Source organism: Paraburkholderia franconis (assembly GCF_009362735.1).
Lineage (GTDB): Bacteria > Pseudomonadota > Gammaproteobacteria > Burkholderiales > Burkholderiaceae > Paraburkholderia > Paraburkholderia franconis.
The window spans coordinates 1-18,630 of the sequence record NZ_WHNP01000038.1 but is presented as its reverse complement, the minus strand read 5'-3'; the positions used below and the strand labels follow the sequence as shown (position 1 = coordinate 18,630).

The window sequence follows — 18,630 nt, the reverse complement described above, 5'->3', positions numbered from 1 at the left end:
TCGAGCTTGCGGCTGGCACCTTCTTGTTGTTGTCGTGTTGGTTTGCTGAACGGTTTGCTGAACGCTGAAGCGTCAGGCGGCCAGCGCGGGCTGCGCCGGATCGCTGCGCTCCAGCGCATCGAGTTCGGCGCGCGTCGGCAGGCCTTCGGAATCGCCGATCACCTGGATCGCCAGTGCGCCGATGCGGTTGCCGCGCGCGACGGTCTCCGGCAGCGTGCGTCCTTCGAGCAGCGCGCTCACCACGCCGACGGCGAAGCCATCGCCCGCGCCGACGGTATCGACGACGTTCTCGACGCGCTGCGCCGCGACGATGCCCGAACCGGCCGCCGTGCGGTAATACGCACCTTGCGCGCCGAGCTTGACGATCACGCCCTTCGCGCCGCGCTCCAGGTAAAACTGCGCGATGTCTTCGGCTTTCGTGTAGCCCGTCAGAGTTTCGCCTTCTCCGATGCCGGGCAGCACCCAGTCGGCGAACGTCGCCAGTTCGTTCAGCGCGGCCGCCATCGCTTGGCGCGACGGCCACAGCGTCGGGCGCAGGTTCGGATCGAACGAAACCGTCTTGCCTGCGTTGCGCATTTCGCGCGCCAGATGGAACGCCAGCTCGCGCGAACTCGCCGAAATCGCGGGCGCAACGCCCGTCAGATGCAGATGACGCGCGCCCAGCACGTAGTCCGCCACATAGTCGTCGAGCGACAGATGGCTCGCCGCCGATCCCTTGCGGAAATACTCGACGGCCGGGTCGCTGCCGTCGTCGTTCCTCGACTTGAGCTGAAAGCCCGTCGGATAGCGTTCATCCGTCGTCACGCAACCCTGATCGATGCCTTCCTTCGTCAGCGTGTCGCGTACGTACTGGCCGAACGAATCGCTGCCGACGCGGCTCATCCAGCCCACCTTGAAGCCAAGGCGCGACAGGCCGATCGCGACGTTCAGATCGGCGCCCGCGATGCGTTTCGTGAACTGGCCGACGCCTGCGAGCGGGCCTGTTTCGGCCGCGACGAACATCGCCATCGCTTCGCCGTAGGTGATGACATCGAGTGTCGGATGCATGGCTTCTCCTGTTGATGCCGTCCGCGCTCGCCGCTTTCAGGCGGACGCGAGCCGCGCGACGTGATGCGACGCGTCCTCCGCGATCCGGGCCGCGTCGAACGGGAATTCGATGCCGCGCGGCACGTCGCGCGGCAAAAGCGCGAGCGCGGCCGCGAAATCGGCGTCATCGGCAGCGGGCGCAACGGCAAAACGGCGCGCGCCTTCGCCCGCGACCGCCTTGCAGTGGATGTATTCGACGTGATCCGCGAGCTTGCGAGCCGCTTCGACAGGATCGACGCCGGGCCATTGCCAGTTGCCGATGTCGAACGTCATGCCGAGCACCGGCTTCCGGCCTTCATTGCCCCCGTCTTTGACGAGCGCGTTGAAAAGCGCTTCGAACTGCGCGAGCGAGCCGCCTCGCTCCATCTGCCCGTTCTCGACGACGAGCCGCGCCGCGACGCCCTTCGTACACTTCGCGACCGCCTCGCCGTACGCGCGCCCCGCAAAGCCGCCGAGTTGCAGCTTGACGAAGCGCGCGCCGAGCGCCGTCGCTTCGATCAGCGCCCCGCGCAACGCGGCTTCATCGAGCACGCCGTCCGGCGCGTACAGCTCGGCGGGCGTCGAGTACACCGACCACAGGTTTTGCGCGGCGATCGTCTTGCCGAGCGCGGAAAGCGCCCCGGGCGACGCTTGCGCTTCGAGCGCGAACAGCTCGCGACGCACCTCGAAGCCGGCCGCCCCCGCTTTCGCAGCCGTCTTCAGCCACGCGTGATGACCGTCCTTGCGGATCGCGTCGATCCCAAATGCACTCGCGACGATGACGATTTCCGGCATGTGAAACACCCTGCTTATTGCTTAAAATTGCTCGAAACGGTCTTTGGAATCGGTTCCATAGACGAGTATCAAAAAAGCGCAGTAGCGCTGGTTGCGAATACTGCGCTGCACGGCGCGCGTGCACCATAGTGGTAATCCCTAAACGGAAGAATCGGCCGCCGGCAGGCGAGCGTCGCCGTTCAGGCACAGTTCGAGAAAGCGGCCGACGATGCGCGACGGCGCGCTCGCGTGCGGCACGAGAATCGAGAAACGGCGCGTGAGCGGCTCGGGACCGAGCGGCAGGCGGAACAGCACCTCGTCTTCGTGGCGCATCGACATCGCCGACACGAAGCCGACGCCCATTCCCGCGCGCACGGCCTCTTTCACGCCCTCGACGCCCGCGATCGCCAGTGCAACCCGCATCGGCATGCCGGCCCGCGCGAACGCGCGCTCGATCAGTTGCCGCACGCCGGAGCCTTCTTCGCGCAACACGACGGGATGCGGGCTCAGATCAGCGAGCGTCACGGCCTGCAAGTTGGCCGTAGCGAGCGGATGCGAGCGCGGCATGATCGCGACGATCTCGTCCTCGTGCCACGGATGCACGGCTGTATCGGGCGGCAGTTCGGCTCCGACGTGTCCTTCGACGAGCGCGATATCGAACGAACCGAGCGCGCCGACGATGTCGGCCGTGTTGCCGTCGTCCGTATGCACCGTGACGTCGGGATGACGGCGCTGAAACGCGGCGATCAGATACGGCAGCAGATAGCTCGCGGGCGTCGTGCTCGCGCCGATGCGCAGCGTACCCTGCTCCATTCCGCGCAGCGCGTCGCGATACGCGTAGGCCTGGCGGTACGTGTCACGCAGCCGCGCCGCGTAGCTCGCCAGTTGCTCGCCGGCGGGCGTCAGCCGCACGCCGCGGCCGTCGCGCAGGTACAGCGGCTCGCCGAATTCGTCCTGCAACTGGCGCAACTGGCCCGACACGGCGGGCTGCGACAGATGCAGCGCAAGTGCAGCGCGGCTGATGTTGCGAAGCTCGGCGACGGCGGCGAACGTTATAAGCTGATCAGGGGTCATGGCGAAAAAATATCAGGCTAGCCGATACCACACATTCTAAATCACGATTTCTCATATCGATATATGTATTTTAGGATTAGGCCATCGAGTCATGCAGTTGCAGAAAAAGGTCGAAGCCCATGTCCACCATTTCCACCCGTGCCGTTCCCGCGTCATCGTCGACGCGCGGTCAGATCAACGGCATCCTGTTCGTCGCGTTGTTCGCCGCGGCCGTCACCCGCATCGCCGCGATTCCGTCGATCGCCGGCCTGGGCATCAGCCCGCTGATCGTCGGCATCGTCGGCGGGATGCTCTATGGCAATGCACTGAAAGACGGCATGCCCGAAAGCTGGGCGGCCGGCGTCAACTTTTCGGCGCGCAAGCTGTTGCGCATCGCGGTCGCGTTCTTCGGGCTGCGCGTGAGCATTCAGGAGATCGCGCAGGTCGGCCTGCCGGGCCTCGCCGAGTCGTTGCTGATCGTCGTCAGCACGCTCGCGATCGGCACGTGGGCCGGCATGAAGCTGATGAAGCTCGACCGCGACAGCGCGCTACTGACGGCAGCGGGCAGCGCGATCTGCGGCGCGGCCGCTGTGCTCGCCTTCGAGTCGACGCTGCAATCGAAGCCGCACAAGAGCGCAATGGCCGTCGGCAGCGTCGTGCTGTTCGGCACGCTGTCGATGTTCCTCTACCCCGCTCTGCTGCGCGCCGGCATCCTGCATCTGGATACGACGGGCGTCGGCCTTTTCTTCGGCGGCACGATCCATGAAGTCGCGCAAGTGGTGGGCGCAGCCAGCAACGTGAGCCCCGAAGCCACGCATATCGCGACCATCGTCAAGATGACCCGCGTAATGCTGCTGGTGCCCGTGCTGCTCGTCGTCGGCATGTGGGTGAGCCGCTCGGCGCGTACTGCAACGGGTGTGCACGGCGAAGCCGCTCATGCGCCGCGCAAGCTCGCCGTGCCCTGGTTCGCGCTCGGCTTTCTCGGCTGCGTCGCGGTGAACTCGCTGCACATACTGCCGGAGGCCGCGACCAGCACGCTGAACATGCTCGACACCTTCGCGCTCACGATGGCAATGACGGCGCTCGGCATCGAAACGCGCCTCTCGCAGATCCGCGAGGCCGGTCCCCGTGCGCTGACGACGGGCCTGATCCTGTACGTGTGGCTGTTCGCCGGTGGTCTGGGTATCACATGGCTCGTCCAGCATCTGCTCGGCTAAGCCGGCAATCCCATCACATCAGCCTCGCCGCGTGCGAGGCTTTTGTGCTTTCGGCGCGGCGTGCATGCAAGCGCTGCGCGCCTTTCACACACGCAACCGCTCGTTTCCACACTGCGCCCGACACGCAAACTGCAAGCATCGCGCGGCATACTTCTAGCTCCCGACCGTGTGCATGCGTGGCGCTCAACGACGCCACCGACAACCGAGTGAGGACCGATCGATGACTTATCAACTCTATTACTGGGACGGACTGCAGGGCCGCGGCGAATTCGTGCGGCTCGCACTGGAAGAAGCGCGCGCGGACTACGTCGAGGTGGCGCGTGGCGACGAACAGGACGGGCTCGGCACGGGCGCGATGATCGACGTGATGAACAGCCGGACGGAACCCTACCCGCCGTTCGCGCCGCCGTTTCTGCGCGACGGCGACCTGATCGTTTCGCAGACCGCGAACATCCTGTTCTACCTCGGGCCGAAGCTGAATCTCGCGCCGCAGATCGAGAGCCTGCGCTACGTAGCGAACGGCCTGCAGCTGACGATCGCCGACGTCGTCACGGAAGTCCACGACACCCATCACCCGCTTGCGTCGGGCATGTACTACGAGGAGCAGAAAGAAGCCGCCAAAAGCCGCGCGACGGATTTCATCGACCAACGCATCCCGAAGTTCATGCGCTATTTCGAGCGCGTGCTGAAGCAGAACCCGGCCGGCGATAAACACATGGCCGGCGACAGGCTCACGTATGTCGACCTGTCGATGTTCCAACTGATCGACGGTTTGCACTATGCATTTCCGCGCGCGATGAAGCATTTCGGCCAGCACTACCCGCGCCTCGCCGCGCTGCACGACGCGGTGCTCAAGCGGCCGAACATCGCGGCGTATCTCGCTTCCGAACGCCGTCTGCCGTACAACGAAACGGGCATATTCCGGCACTATCCCGAACTCGACAAGGACGCGCGCTGATGAGCTGACACCGCCCTCCTGTCCCAACGCAGCGGCGCGTATGCGAGCGAGACGCGCCGCCCTTAAACCTTTCGTCGCGCGCTGTCGATATCATGCTGCGCAAAACCAACCTTCAGACGCCCGATTCTTCCGTGCTTTCATTTCTGCTCAGACTGCGCACGCGCGCGGCCAACCTGTTCCGTCTGTCCGACGCGCACACGATGCTGGTGTGGTCGGTGATCGTCGGCATCGCGGGCGCTTTCGCGACGATCGCGTTTCGCGAAGGCATCGCGCTGTTGCAGCGCGTGTTCACCGGACAGGACGGCAGTCTCGTCGAAATGGCACGGCGTCTGCCCATCGCGATGCGCATCGCGCTGCCTGCGTTCGGCGGCCTCATCGCGGGCGGACTGCTGTTGCTCGCGCAACGCGGCGTCGACAAGAAGCTGCATACCGACTACATGGAAGCCGTCGTGATCGGCGATGGCATCGTGCCCGTGCGCGTGAGCCTGTGGCGCAGCGTGTCGTCACTGTTCACGATTTCGAGCGGTGGCTCGATCGGCCGCGAAGGCCCGATGGTGCAACTCGCGGCGCTCGGCGCGTCGCTGATCGGCCGCCTCGTGCATTTCGATCCGCCGCGCCTGCGCCTGCTCGTCGCGTGCGGCGCGGCAGCGGGTATCACGTCGGCGTATAGTGCGCCTATCGCGGGCGCATTCTTCGTCACCGAGATCGTGCTCGGCTCGATCGCGATGGAAAGCTTCGGGCCCGTCGTCGTGTCGTCGGTGGTCGCGAACATCATGATGCGCGAGTTCGCCGGCTACAAGCCGCCTTACGAGATGCCCGTGTTCCCGCCTGTCGCGGGCCTCGAAGTGCTGCTCTTCGTCGCGCTCGGCCTGCTGTGCGGCGTGGCCGCGCCGCAGTTCCTGCGGCTCATCGACACGAGCAAGTCCGCCTTCCGGCGCCTGCCATTACCGTTGCCGATCCGGCTCGCGCTCGGCGGTCTGATCGTCGGCATTCTGTCGGCGTGGACGCCCGAAGTGTGGGGCAATGGCTATAGCGTCGTGAACTCGATCCTGCATTCGCCGTGGACGTGGACGGCGCTCCTCGTCGTGCTCGCGTTCAAGGTGATCGCGACGGCGGCGACCGTCGGCTCGGGCGCCGTCGGTGGCGTGTTCACGCCGACGCTCTTCGTCGGTGCCGCGCTCGGCTCGCTGTTCGGGCTCGGCATGAACGCGCTCTGGCCGCACGCGACGTCCGCGCCGTTCGCGTACGCGATGGTCGGCATGGGCGCGTTCCTCGCGGGCGCGACACAGGCGCCGCTGATGGCGATCCTGATGATCTTCGAAATGACGTTGAGCTATCAGGTCGTGCTGCCGCTGATGGTGTCGTGCGTGGTCGCCTACTTTGCGGCGCGCGCGATCGGCAAGACGTCGATGTACGAGATCACGCTGCACCGGAACCGCGAGGAACAGGAACGCATGCGTCTGCGCGCGACGCAGATGCGCGAGCTGATCCGTCCGCCGCAAACCGTCGTGCAGCCCAACGCGACGGTGCACGACATGACGCGCGTGTTCCTCGAGTATCCCGTCAAGTATCTGTACGTGACGGACGAAGGCGGCTGCTTTCTGGGCGTCGTCGCGCTGAAGGACATCACCTCCGATCTGCTCGACAGGACCGATACGTCCGCCAAGACGGCCGCCGACTATCTGCAGCCGCACTTCGACGTGCTCACGCCCGACATGCCGCTCGGCGTCGCGCTTCAGCATTTCATGGCGTTCCAGGGCGAACGGCTGCCCGTCGTCGAAAGCACCGCGCGGCCGACGCTCGCGGGCGTCGTCTACAAGACGTCGCTGCTCGATGCGTACTTCCGCATGAACCCCGCGCGCTAGGCGCCTGTCCGCCTGCGCTTGCCTGCGCTTGCCTGCGCTTGCCTGCGCTTGCCTGCGCTTGCCTGTGCTTGCCTGTGCTTGCCTGTGCTTGCCTGTGCTTGCCTGTGCTTGCCTGTGCTTGCCTGTGCTTGCCTGTGCTTGCCTGTGCTTGCCTGTGCTTGCCTGTGCTTGCCTGTGCTTGCCTGTGCTTGCCCGCCGGCGCATCGCCCGTTCGGCGCATGGCAAAGCCCGGCAATTTCTCTACAATGAATTGACCATAGACGAGCCGCAGGCCGCATCCCGCGATACACGGCGCTGAGCAACGCCGGCGGCGATGCCGCGCTCTACGAACGGGAGCGAAGATGAGCGAACCGTCCATCGATGCCGTGCGCCGCGATCACGCGGGCTGGATCTTCGTGCATATAGAGGGCGAGCCGTACGACCGTGGCGAGCAGCACGGCCAGTTGCTCGCCGCCGAAATCCAGAATGCGATCCGCACTGCGCGCTATCTCGCGAAATGGGACACGGGTGAAGATTTCGACACGTTCGTCAACGCCGCCGTCGAGCAGTTCGCGCCGCGCATCGATCATGAATTCGCCGACGAAATCCAGGGCATCGCCGACGGCGCAAAGCTGCCCTTCGCCGAAGTGCTCGCATGGAACGGCTATATGGATCTGCTGCAAAGCTGGTGGCCGCAGCACGCCGCGCAGCAGAAACCGCAACTCGGCCTCAAGCCGTGGCGAGGTCGGCGCGGACATCATTGCAGCGCATTCATCGCGACGGGCAGCGCGACGCGCGACGGCCGCATCGTGATGGCGCACAACTCGTGGGACCGCTACGCGGCCGGCGACGCGTTCAACGTCGTGTTCGACATCGTCCCCGAATCGGGCAACCGCATTCTGATGCAGGGACTGCCCGGCTGCATTTCGAGCCTGACGGATTTCTGGGTCACGTCGGCGGGCCTGATGGTGACGGAGACGACGATCTCGAACTTCGCGGGCTACAACGCAGCAGGCGCACCGGAGTTCTATCGGTCGCGGCGCGCGACGCAATATGCGAACAGCATCGGCGAATGGTGCGAGATGTTCGCGCTCGCGAACAACGGCGGCTATGCGAACAGCTGGCTGCTCGGCGACATCAAGACGGGCGAGATCGCCCGCTATGAACTCGGCCTGCACTACTCCGGTTTCGAAAGCACCCAGGACGGCTTCTACAGCGGCTACAACACGGCGGCCGACCTGAAGATCCGCAATCAGGAATGCACGGGCGAAGGCGAGGACTACACCGACGTGCGCAGAAACGGTGCGCGTCGGCTGCGCTTCATGCAGCTCGAAGAGATACATCGCGGGCGGATCGACGTCGAACTGGCGAAGGCCATGATCGCCGATCATCACGACGTCTACCTCGACCGCCCCGATAACCCGTGCTCGCGGACGATCTGCGGCCATCTCGAACTCGACGACCAGCGCTTCGGCGGCTCGGATCACGGTCCGTTCAATCCTTGGGGCGCCAACGACGGCAAGGTCGTCGACAGCGAGATGGCGCGCGAGATGGCGTTCGACGCGCGCTGGGGTCATCCATGCGGGCGCCCGTTCGACGCGCAAGCGTTCATGAAACGCCATCCACAATGGAACTGGCTGAACGGCTACATGCGCGACCGGCCTTCGTGGCCGTGGACGCGCTTTGACGTGCTGCGCTGAAGTCCTCCACGCCCACGCCGCCTTAACGCGTGCGCTACGCGAGGCCACGGGGTTAACGCGACCCGATTTCTACATACGTAATGCGCGACGCAACGCGCGGTCTCGCGCTCGCGGCATGGGCGGCACGACGGCTCGCGACGAAATCTTTCGAGAAATCAATGCCAGGCGCGCGACGGGCGAGTTCCCGCGACGCGCCACCAGCGCTTGTAAAAATAACTGGCGTAATATGGGAAAGATGCGCGGCGCTCGCAGACGGCAGCCGCGCCAGGCGGGCGCCAATCCGTCGCCATCGGAATGGCATAACGCTTGCGTGATGTTCCCGCGCTGCCTGGAAAAGGAGGTCGAGCGATGAAAACCTCGACGCTGTTGACCATGGTGACGTTGTCGGCCTCGTGTTTCGCCGCGCCGGTGCATACGGCAACGGACGGCACGTTCGACATAGCCGCCGCCCGCGCCAATGCCGCCCCCGTCGCGCCCGCCGCGCCGGACGTCGCGGCCCAGACCGATATCCGGCCGGAGCGATGGGAACATATCGCGCTGCCGAAATCGCGGCATCTGGAGCGCGGCTTCAAGGCGCAGGACGAGCATCTGCAGACGTGACGCTACGTACGGGATCGACAGATCGTCCCGTTCGTGTCGATAACTTTCAGAACAATGGAGCGCGAGCATGACGGGATCAGCCATCCCCCGCGAATCGATCGACCTGCAGATCGCCGACGTTCTGCACGGCGTCAGCTATCCGCTGAACAAGGACGCGCTCGTCGACGCCGCGCGCGAAGCAGGCGCAAGCAACGAAGTGCTCTCAATGCTCGACGGCCTGCCCGAGCAGGACTACGCGGATATCGATTCTGTGACGAAGCTGATCGGCAGCAATTTCGGCCCCGGTCTTGGCATCTGACGGACTGAACATGCGGCACGAGCGAGGCGCGCACAAGGCGTCCGCGATTCAGGAACGGTCGCGGCGGGCGGAGCAGCGGCCTGAGCCGGATGTTCACGGCAAGCGCGACTGGATTCGCCGCGCGCCCGCACAGGGCGGCGTCGAACGCATCGAGGCCTTCTTCCAGCACAATGGCTACGCGCTGCATCGGCACGATACCTATGCGATCGGCCGCACACTCGCGGGCGTGCAAAGCTTCCACTACCGGCGCAGCGTGTGCAACAGCCTCCCCGGCGGCACGATCGTGCTGCACCCGGACGAGCCTCACGACGGCCAGGCCGGCACCGCCGAGGGCTTTCGCTACCGGATGATCTACGTCGAGCCAGCCCTCTTTCAGGCAGCGCTCGGCGGCAAGCCGCTGCCGTTCATCGAAGGCGGGCTGTCGGACGATCCGCGTCTTGCCGCCGCGACGCGGGCGCTGCTGCAAGGCATCGACGCCGCGATGGACCTGCTCGAACAGGACGACGCCCTTTACGATCTCGCGCATGCGCTCGATGCCGTGTCCGGTGCGCGGCCGGCGCGCGCCTCCGCCGATTTCCGCGCGGCGCTGCTCGCGCGCGACTATCTGCACGCGGCGCTCGAGCGTCCCGTCACACTCGACGAACTGACTGCCGCAAGCGGCCGGGACCGCTGGAGCCTGTCGCGCGATTTCCGCGCGTTCTTCGGCACGAGCCCGCATCACTATCTGACGATGCGCCGCCTCGATGCCGTGCGAGAAGCGCTGCTGCGCGGCCAGATGCTCGCGGACGCGGCGGCCGCCGCCGGTTTCGCGGACCAGAGCCATATGACGCGGCACTTCATGGCGGCGTATGGCGTGACGCCATCGCGCTGGCTGAAGATGCTCAGAAGCCAGTCCCGCTGAATAAGGGGCCAGCGCGAGGTTCAGCGCTGGGTCCAGCATTCGAAGCGTGCACAAACGTTCAAGACGCCCGCGAGCGCGCGCGCCTACACTCCGTCGCGTGGACTTCAACTGAGGAGACGCCATGCCCGCAACCGATCAGTCAACCCGATTCGAGCCCATCAATTTCGCCGACAAACTCAGCCGCATTCATGAGCAGTGGCAACCGCGCGTCGTGGCCGAGATGAACGACTACCAGTTCAAGATCGTCAAGATCGAAGGCGATTTCATCTGGCACAACCACGCGGAGACGGATGAAACCTTCATCGTGCTGGAAGGCGATCTGCGGATCGACTTTCGTGACGGCGCCGTGCATGTGTCGGCGGGAGAAATGTTCGTCGTGCCGAAGGGCAAGGAGCACAAGCCCTACGCGGAAAAAGAAGTGAAGCTGCTGTTGATCGAACCGCGCGGCGTCAAGAACACGGGCGACGAGAGCAGCGACCGGACAGCCGCGAACGACGTGTGGATCTGAGCGCGTTGCATTGCGCACGGTAAAGCGCGGTGCGCGCGGCCACGCTTCAACGGCCGCGTCTGACCCGCCGTCCCCTACCCCATCGTCCTGCCGAACACGACGCGCGCGAAGAAGTTGCCCAGCACCTCTTCCGCGCGCTCGCCCGAGATGTTTTGCGGATCGACGGTAAAGAAAAACTGCATGCCGTCGCACAGACCCATCAGCCCGAGCGCCAGCGTTTCCGCAGGCAATGGCAGCGGCGTGCCGACACGCACCGAAAACTCGGCGATGTACTCGGTCAGCTGTTCGAGCTTCTCGTGCAGGAACGCGTTGAAGCGCACGCGAAAACGCGCGTCGCGCGCGGCGAGCAGCTTCGCTTCGACCCATAACAGGAAGTACTTGTTATCGCGCGGCAAACGGCTGTAGTAGCGCAGCACGTTCGCTTCCATTTCTTCGCGCGTCGCGTTTTCTTCGAAGATGCTGTGCAGTTCCGCCTGCATCGATTCATGGTCGCGCCGCAGCAATTCCAGAAAGAGCTCGGGCTTGCTGCGGAAGTTCGAGTAGAACGCGCCGCGCGTGTAGCCCGCCGCCTCGGCGATGTCTTCGACGCTCGCCGCCGCAAACCCCTTCTTCATGAAAATGGCCTGCGCAGCATCCAGCAGACGCAGGCGCGTCTGGTCTTTGCTCTGTTCTCGCGTGAGTCGTTTGCGTTTCATATTTAACAGTCTAGCATTGGTCCGTCCCGAGATTCATCTTTGCATTCAGATACAGATATGTATTAGAATGCAGAGCACCATCCGGATCAATGGGTGAAATTACGGACCTCGATGCGATGCGGGTTGAATTGCAGCGCTCGCAGGCCGCTCTGCAGCACATTCAGCAGCACGCCGTCGGTAGCCTCTGGCTTGCCGTATTCGTTTGCTTCTCCAGCCCGGAGGCATCGTGAATCGTTCCCGTCGTGGCGCGTCGTCTCGCGCGCGCAAGCCGTTCCGCCTCGCTTCATCTTCCCTGTCTTTGCCGCTGCTTCGTCATGCGAAGATCGGTGCGCTCGTCGTCATGGGCGCGCTGACGCTTGCCGCGTGCCACAACAAGGAAGCCGCCGCGCCCGCGCCCCGGCCCGTGGTGGCCGTCGCCGTGCATGCGGACGGACTGCCGCTCGCGGCATCGCTGCCCGGCGAAGTGCAGGCGCGTTATTCGACGCCGCTGTCGTTCCGTATCGCCGGCAAGATCATCGAGCGCCGCGTGCGTCTTGGCGACGTGGTCCAGAACGGCCAGGTCGTCGCGCGGCTCGATCCCGCCGACGCGCAGAAGAACGCCGCGAGCGCCGCCGCGCAGCTCGAAGCCGCGCAGCACCGGCTCGTCTATGCAAAGCAGCAGCTCGACCGCGACCGCGCGCAGGCGCATGAGAATCTGATCGCGCAGACGCAACTGGAACAGACGGAAGACGCGTATGCGTCGGCGGCCGCGCAGCGCGATCAGGCCGCTCAGCAGGCCGCGCTCGCGAAGGACCAGCTGCAATACGCGACGCTCGCCGCCGATCACGCGGGCGTCATCACGGCCGAACAGGCGGATACGGGGCAGAACGTATCGGCGGGACAGGCCGTGTACAGCCTCGCATGGTCCGGCGACGTCGATGTGGTCTGCGACGTGCCCGAAGGCGCGCTCGCGTCGCTGCGCGTCGGACAGGCGGCGACCATCAAGCTGGGCGCGCTGCCCGGCCGCACGTTCGATGCGCGCGTGCGCGAACTGTCGCCTGCTGCCGACCCGCAGAGCCGCACGTATCGCGCGAAGCTCACGCTCGATCATCCGGGGCCGGACGTGCGTCTCGGCATGACGGCCGATATCGACTTCTCCCGCGACCACGCCAGCAACCAGCCCGCGTCGTTCACGCTACCGTCCACCGCGCTCTTTCATGACGGCACGACGCCCGCCGTGTGGGTCGTGCGCGCAGGCGGCGATCAGCTCGAATTGCGTCGCGTGCAGGTCGCGCATTACACCGAGCGGACCATCGCGGTCACACAAGGCTTGAACGAGGGCGAGCGTATCGTGTGGCAAGGCGTGCATACGGTGACGGCGGGAGAAAAAGTCCGCGTCGTGCCGCCGCTGCACCCCGAGGATTTCGCGTCATGAGCACTGCGCAGAATGAGGAAGGACGCTTCAACCTGTCCGCATGGGCGCTGCGCCATCAGGCGCTCGTCGTCTTTCTGATCACGCTCGCGACGGCGTTCGGCATCCTCGCCTATACGAAACTCGCGCAATCGGAAGATCCGCCGTTCACGTTCCGCGTGATGGTGATCCGCACCTTCTGGCCCGGCGCGACAGCGCGCCAGGTCCAGGAACAGGTCACCGACCGCATCGGCCGCAAGCTGCAGGAAACACCCGCGATCGATTTTCTGCGCAGCTATTCGCGCCCCGGCGAATCGCTGATCTTCTTCACGATGAAGGACTCCGCGCCCGTCAAGGATGTGCCCGAAACCTGGTATCAGGTGCGCAAGAAGGTCGGCGACATTGCGCAGACATTGCCGCCAGGCATCCAGGGCCCTTTCTTCAACGACGAATTCGGCGACGTCTACACGAACATCTACACGCTCGAAGGCGACGGCTTCTCGGCGGCGCAACTGCACGACTACGCGGACGAACTGCGCACGGTGCTGTTGCGCGTGCCGGGCGTGGCGAAAGTCGACTATTTCGGCGATCCCGATCAGCACGTCTACGTCGAAATCGCCAACACGCAGCTCACGCGCCTCGGCATCACGCCGCAACAGCTTGCGCAGGCGATCAACTCGCAGAACAGCGTGTCGCCGTCCGGCACGCTGACGACCCACGACGACCGCGTGTTCGTGCGTCCGACGGGGCAATTCAACGATCTGAACGCGCTCGCCGACACGCTGATCCGCATCAACGGCCGCTCGTTCCGGCTCGGCGATATCGCGACGATCAGGCGCGGCTACGACGATCCGCCCGTCACGCAGATGCGCTTTCAGGGCAAGCCTGTGCTCGGCATCGGCGTGACGATGCAGCCGGGCGGCGACGTGATCCAGCTCGGCAAGGCGCTCGACGCGAAGATGACGGAGCTGCAGGCGCATCTGCCCGCGGGACTGAAGCTCGTCGAAGTGTCGAGCATGCCGCACGCGGTCTCGCGCTCCGTCGACGATTTTCTCGAAGCCGTCGCCGAAGCGGTGCTGATCGTACTGATCGTGAGCCTCGTGTCGTTGGGCGTGCGCACGGGGATGGTCGTCGTGATCTCGATTCCCGTCGTGCTCGCCGTCACCGCGCTGTGCATGTATCTGTTCGATATCGGCCTGCACAAGGTATCGCTGGGCACGCTCGTGCTCGCGCTCGGCCTGCTCGTCGACGATGCGATCATCGCCGTCGAAATGATGGCCGTGAAGCTAGAACAGGGCTGGAACCGCACGCGCTCCGCGGCGTTCGCGTACACCAGCACGGCGTTCCCGATGCTGACGGGCACGCTCGTCACCGTGTCGGGCTTTCTGCCGATCGCGCTTGCGAAGTCGAGCACGGGCGAATATACGCGCTCGATTTTCGAAGTGTCGGCGATTGCGCTGATCGCATCGTGGCTCGCCGCCGTCGTGCTGATTCCGATGCTCGGCTATCACATGCTGCCCGAGCGCAAGCGTCAGGCGCACGAGCCCGACGACCACGAGCACGACATCTACGGAACGCGCTTCTATCGGCGGCTGACGGGCTGGATCAGCTGGTGCATCGAGCGGCGCTTCGTCGTGCTCGCGATCACGGTCATCCTGTTCGTCGTGTCGCTGGCGGGCTTCACGCTCGTGCCGCAGCAGTTCTTTCCGAGCTCGGACCGGCCGGAGCTGCTCGTCGACGTGCGCCTGCCCGAAGGCGCCTCGTTCGATGCGACATTGCGCCAGGCGCAGCGCATCGAAAAAGCCCTTGAAGGCAGGCCCGAAATCGATCATTCGGTGGACTTCGTCGGCTCCGGCGCGCCACGCTTCTATCTGCCGCTCGACCAGCAATTGCAGACGCCGAACTTCGCACAGTTCGTGATCACCGCGAAGACTGTCGAGGATCGCGAGAAGCTCGCGCGCTGGCTCGAACCGAAACTGCGCAACGACTTCCCCGCGATCCGCACGCGCCTGTCGCGCCTCGAAAACGGCCCGCCCGTCGGCTATCCCGTGCAGTTCCGCGTGAGCGGCGACGATATCGCGACGGTGCGCTCGATCGCCGAGAAAGTGGCCGCGACGATGCGCGCGAATCCCGGCACGGCGAACGTGCAGTTCGACTGGGACGAACCGGCCGAGCGCTCGGTGCGCTTCGAAGTCGACCAGAAGAAGGTACGCGAACTAGGCATCACGTCGGCGGACGTATCGAGCTTTCTCGCGATGACGCTCTCGGGTTATACCGTCACGCAGTACCGCGAGCGCGACAAGCTGATCAGCGTCGATCTGCGCGCGCCGCAGAACGAACGCGTCGACCCGTCGCAACTGCTGACACTCGCGATGCCGACGCCCAACGGCTCGGTGCCGCTCGGCACGCTCGGCCGGCTGCGCAGCGATCTCGAATACGGTGTGATCTGGGAGCGCGACCGTCAACCGACGATCACCGTGCAGTCCGACGTGCGCGGCAACGCGCAAGGCATCGACGTCACGCATGCCGTCGACAAACAGCTCGCGCAGATTCGCGCGGCGCTGCCCGTCGGCTACCGGATCGAGATCGGCGGATCGGTCGAGGAAAGCGCGAAGGGACAGACGTCGATCAACGCGCAGATGCCCATCATGATCATCGCGGTGCTGACGCTGCTGATGATCCAGCTACAAAGCTTCGCGCGCGTCCTGATGGTCGTGCTGACGGCGCCCCTCGGTCTGATCGGCGTGGTCGCGACGCTGCTGCTGTTCGGCAAGCCGTTCGGCTTTGTCGCGATGCTCGGCGTGATCGCGATGTTCGGCATCATCATGCGCAACTCGGTGATTCTCGTCGATCAGATCGAGCAGGACATCGCGCAGGGACACAAGCGCTTCGATGCGATCGTCGGCGCGACGGTGCGGCGCTTCCGCCCGATCACGCTGACGGCGGCGGCCGCCGTGCTCGCGCTGATCCCGCTGTTGCGCTCGAACTTCTTCGGCCCGATGGCGACGGCGCTGATGGGCGGCATCACGAGCGCAACGGTGCTCACGCTGTTCTATCTGCCCGCGCTGTACGCCGCATGGTTCCGCGTGCGCGGTGACGAACGCGATCCGCGGCCCGAGCCGTCCGAACATTCGGGGAATTGATCATGAGCCTCCCTTCGATCACCCATCGCGCCATCGCTTTGGCTGCGGCTTCTCTGCTCGCCGCCGCGTGCTCGTTCGGCCCGAACGGCAATCCGCCGGCGATGCCCGAGCCCGCGCACTACGGCGCCGATCCGCTGCCGACGCAAACGGTGCCCGCGCAAGGCGTCACGCAGCAGTTCGTCGTCGGTGCGAAAGCGGTGCCGCAATGGTGGCGCACGTTCCAGTCGGACGAGCTGAATGCGCTGGTCGACGAAGGCTTGCGCAACAGTCCGACGCTCGCCGCCACCGACAAGAACCTGACGGCCGCGCGCGAGCAGTTGCGCGCGCAGATCGGCAGCAACATGCTGCCGTCCATCGATGCGGGCGGCCAGGTCACGCGGCAACGCGCGCTCGGAATTCCCGAAGCCGGGCCGAACACGTTTCTGTACAACGTGTTCGTCGGCCAGTTGCAGGCGCAGTACACGTTCGACATCTTCGGCGCATCGCGGCTCGCGAATGCGGCGCTCGCATCGCGTGTGAACGTGCAGGCCTATCAGTTCGACGCGGCGCGACGCGCGCTGGCCGCGAACATCGTGACGGCGGCGATTTCGGCGTCGATGCTCGATGCGCAGGTCCAGACGACCGAGCGCCTCGTCGCGCTCGCCAACGATCAGGCGCGCGACACGCAGCGCCGCTATGAACTCGGCGCGGTGCCGCACAGCGATCTGCTCAATGCGCAGCAAGGCGCGGCGTCGCTTGCCGCGAGCCTGCCCGCCGCGCGCCAGCAACTGCTGACGACGCGTCACGCGCTCGCGGTGCTGCTCGGCCGCACGCCGGACCAGGCGCCGCCGCCACTCGATCTCGCGTCTCTGCATGTGCCGGAACAGGTGCCCGTGTCCGTGCCGTCCGATCTGCTCCAGGCGCGCCCCGATATCGAGGCCGCCGACGCGACACTGAAGGCAGCCGCCGCCGAAGTCGGCGTCGCGACGGCGCAGATGTTTCCGAGCCTGACGCTGAACGCGTCGATGGGACAAGGCGGGTTCAGCTGGCCCGTCGCGGTATCGGGCGCGGGAGCGATCTGGAGCCTCGGCGCATCGCTGACGCAGCCGATCTTCCACGGCGGCGCATTGTTCGCGCAACGGCGCGCGGCCGTCGCATCGTATGAAGCCTCGGTGTCGCAATACAAGCAAACCGTGCTCGCCGCGTTCCAGAACGTCGCCGATACGCTCGCCGCGCTCGAACACGACGCGCAGTCGCTCGATGCGGCCAATATCGCGGCACAAACGGCGCAGCGTTCATTCGACGAGACCTCGGCGCGCTATCGTCTGGGCGCCGTGCCCGTGACGGCAGCGAGAGCGAGCGAGCAGCAGTATCGCAATGCGCGGCTCGACGAGATCCGCTACACGGGCGCGCGTTTGAACGACACGGCCGCGCTCTTCCAGGCGATGGGCAATCCGCCCGTCGACGATGCGCGCGCGGCTCCGGCATCGACGGGCGCTGCGACGGCCGCGCGGTGATTGGCGCCGCATGCGGCTGATGCTGCACGTCTGTTGTCCATCAATGGGCGAGCCAGTGGATGGGGGAGCTTCGGCTCGCCGGTTCTGTTCGTCTTGTCACCCGGTATTTCCAGTCTCTTGAAGCTGCGCCCGCTCGCCACATCCTGTGGTGACGGGTCCGTTCAACGTTACGGAGTCTGAGTCAATGCAGAACGAGAAGTCCGACAGCCCCATTACCAGTCCGCTCCACATCACACGCCGTCTCTCGGCACTTGAGCGCATCAGCAACACCGCCGTCGAACACCCCAGCCAGCGCGTCACCGAGTTCGAAATGGTCACGGCGATGATCAGCACGGCCCAGCATCCCGAAGCCCCAGAAACGGATCGCAAGCCCATCCTAAAGGCGCTTGAACGCATGACCGATATCTTCCTCAGCGAGGCGATCGACGGGGAATGCCTCATGTTCGCGCGCAACCGCTCCCCGGAGGAATGGGACGAACTGGACGATCAGTTGATGCAGCAGGGGGCGAACAATGCCAGCGGCTCCAGGCACTGACGCCCGCATGATAGAGGCCGGTCCCGCGCAGACCGGCAGGGCAAGTGCGGCACGGCTGCCCTTGCCTGCCGATCGGAAAACTTCCAAACGCGAAGTGACTTGAAAAAGTGGCCGCGCCCGAAGACGCGGCCAAAGGCCGAACGGAACAACCTGCTCCTAGTACAACATCCCGTAAATTGCTTGATTAATTATCCGGCTGTAAATAGGGCTGCAAGAGCGTGACGACGACATTGGCCATCTCCTCGAGCGAGCCGGTTCCGGGCAGCGGTTCCCAACGACCACTATGGCTGCGGAAGGCAGCGCCATAACGATTGCGGCCGAACTCTGTGAGGCGCGCCACAACAGTGGGCTCCTCATCGTCCAGACGTTTGATCAGCAGGTGACGTCCGTAGGCTTGCGTAACAATTTGGTCATGGCCGAGCAAGGTGCGTAGTTGACGCTGAAGTTCGGCCG

Annotated in this window: 18 protein-coding genes; 13 read left to right on the top strand and 5 right to left on the bottom strand. The window is 65.2% G+C overall.

Annotated elements, in window-relative coordinates; translation table 11 throughout:
* Positions 1-72: 72 nt before the first annotated feature.
* The 3 genes from GCT13_RS30625 to GCT13_RS30615 all read right to left on the bottom strand — a co-directional run bounded on the left by GCT13_RS30625 (position 73) and on the right by GCT13_RS30615 (position 2,913).
* Complete coding sequence (locus GCT13_RS30625) at positions 73-1,047, bottom strand: sugar kinase (protein WP_152764523.1); 975 nt, start codon at positions 1,045-1,047, stop codon at positions 73-75.
* Positions 1,048-1,083: 36 nt separating this feature from the next.
* Positions 1,084-1,860 (bottom strand): TIM barrel protein, encoded by a 777-nt coding sequence (locus tag GCT13_RS30620; protein WP_152764521.1) that lies wholly within the window; start codon positions 1,858-1,860, stop codon positions 1,084-1,086.
* A 138-nt stretch (positions 1,861-1,998) separates the two neighbouring features.
* Positions 1,999-2,913 carry a LysR family transcriptional regulator gene (locus GCT13_RS30615; RefSeq protein WP_152764519.1) on the bottom strand — a complete coding sequence of 305 codons (915 nt, stop codon included), beginning with the start codon at positions 2,911-2,913 and terminating at the stop codon, positions 1,999-2,001.
* Between the two features lie 119 nt (positions 2,914-3,032).
* On the opposite strand from GCT13_RS30615, the gene GCT13_RS30610 reads away from it, so the two are divergent.
* The 9 genes from GCT13_RS30610 to GCT13_RS30575 all read left to right on the top strand — a co-directional run bounded on the left by GCT13_RS30610 (position 3,033) and on the right by GCT13_RS30575 (position 10,918).
* Complete coding sequence (locus tag GCT13_RS30610) at positions 3,033-4,109, top strand: YeiH family protein (protein WP_152764517.1); 1,077 nt, start codon at positions 3,033-3,035, stop codon at positions 4,107-4,109.
* 220 nt (positions 4,110-4,329) lie between these two features.
* Complete coding sequence (locus GCT13_RS30605; protein ID WP_152764515.1) at positions 4,330-5,067, top strand: glutathione S-transferase; 738 nt, start codon at positions 4,330-4,332, stop codon at positions 5,065-5,067.
* A gap of 131 nt (positions 5,068-5,198) precedes the next feature.
* Positions 5,199-6,932 (top strand): ClcB-like voltage-gated chloride channel protein, encoded by a 1,734-nt coding sequence (locus tag GCT13_RS30600; protein WP_321574735.1) that lies wholly within the window; start codon positions 5,199-5,201, stop codon positions 6,930-6,932.
* 341 nt (positions 6,933-7,273) lie between these two features.
* Positions 7,274-8,611: a C45 family autoproteolytic acyltransferase/hydolase gene (locus GCT13_RS30595; protein ID WP_152764511.1), complete on the top strand. Its 1,338-nt coding sequence runs from the start codon at positions 7,274-7,276 to the stop codon at positions 8,609-8,611.
* Positions 8,612-8,726: 115 nt separating this feature from the next.
* Positions 8,727-8,963 (top strand): hypothetical protein, encoded by a 237-nt coding sequence (locus tag GCT13_RS48605; protein WP_193727795.1) that lies wholly within the window; start codon positions 8,727-8,729, stop codon positions 8,961-8,963.
* The gene (locus GCT13_RS30590) at positions 8,960-9,211 is read left to right on the top strand and encodes a hypothetical protein (protein ID WP_087735303.1); all 252 of its coding nucleotides are present in this window, start codon (positions 8,960-8,962) and stop codon (positions 9,209-9,211) included. Before GCT13_RS48605 ends, GCT13_RS30590 begins: the two co-directional genes overlap by 4 nt.
* 67 nt (positions 9,212-9,278) lie before the next feature.
* Positions 9,279-9,509 (top strand): DUF2795 domain-containing protein, encoded by a 231-nt coding sequence (locus tag GCT13_RS30585; RefSeq protein WP_152764509.1) that lies wholly within the window; start codon positions 9,279-9,281, stop codon positions 9,507-9,509.
* Between the two features lie 10 nt (positions 9,510-9,519).
* Positions 9,520-10,410 (top strand): AraC family transcriptional regulator, encoded by an 891-nt coding sequence (locus GCT13_RS30580; RefSeq protein ID WP_152764507.1) that lies wholly within the window; start codon positions 9,520-9,522, stop codon positions 10,408-10,410.
* Positions 10,411-10,531: 121 nt separating this feature from the next.
* The gene (locus tag GCT13_RS30575) at positions 10,532-10,918 is read left to right on the top strand and encodes a cupin domain-containing protein (protein ID WP_152764505.1); all 387 of its coding nucleotides are present in this window, start codon (positions 10,532-10,534) and stop codon (positions 10,916-10,918) included.
* 74 nt (positions 10,919-10,992) lie between these two features.
* Here the strand turns inward: GCT13_RS30575 and GCT13_RS30570 are convergent, their stop codons facing one another.
* Positions 10,993-11,613 (bottom strand): TetR/AcrR family transcriptional regulator, encoded by a 621-nt coding sequence (locus GCT13_RS30570; RefSeq protein WP_152764503.1) that lies wholly within the window; start codon positions 11,611-11,613, stop codon positions 10,993-10,995.
* 340 nt (positions 11,614-11,953) lie between these two features.
* On the opposite strand from GCT13_RS30570, the gene GCT13_RS30565 reads away from it, so the two are divergent.
* The 4 genes from GCT13_RS30565 to GCT13_RS30550 all read left to right on the top strand — a co-directional run bounded on the left by GCT13_RS30565 (position 11,954) and on the right by GCT13_RS30550 (position 18,177).
* Positions 11,954-13,027 carry an efflux RND transporter periplasmic adaptor subunit gene (locus GCT13_RS30565; protein WP_227747097.1) on the top strand — a complete coding sequence of 358 codons (1,074 nt, stop codon included), beginning with the start codon at positions 11,954-11,956 and terminating at the stop codon, positions 13,025-13,027.
* Complete coding sequence (locus tag GCT13_RS30560; RefSeq protein WP_152764501.1) at positions 13,024-16,146, top strand: efflux RND transporter permease subunit; 3,123 nt, start codon at positions 13,024-13,026, stop codon at positions 16,144-16,146. The genes GCT13_RS30565 and GCT13_RS30560 overlap by 4 nt, the downstream gene beginning before the upstream one ends.
* Positions 16,147-16,148: 2 nt before the next feature.
* Positions 16,149-17,642 carry an efflux transporter outer membrane subunit gene (locus tag GCT13_RS30555; protein WP_152764498.1) on the top strand — a complete coding sequence of 498 codons (1,494 nt, stop codon included), beginning with the start codon at positions 16,149-16,151 and terminating at the stop codon, positions 17,640-17,642.
* Between the two features lie 184 nt (positions 17,643-17,826).
* The gene (locus GCT13_RS30550; protein WP_152764496.1) at positions 17,827-18,177 is read left to right on the top strand and encodes a hypothetical protein; all 351 of its coding nucleotides are present in this window, start codon (positions 17,827-17,829) and stop codon (positions 18,175-18,177) included.
* Positions 18,178-18,361: 184 nt separating this feature from the next.
* Here the strand turns inward: GCT13_RS30550 and GCT13_RS30545 are convergent.
* Positions 18,362-18,630: hypothetical protein (locus GCT13_RS30545; protein WP_227747089.1), on the bottom strand; the 269-nt coding region annotated here is incomplete at its 5' end.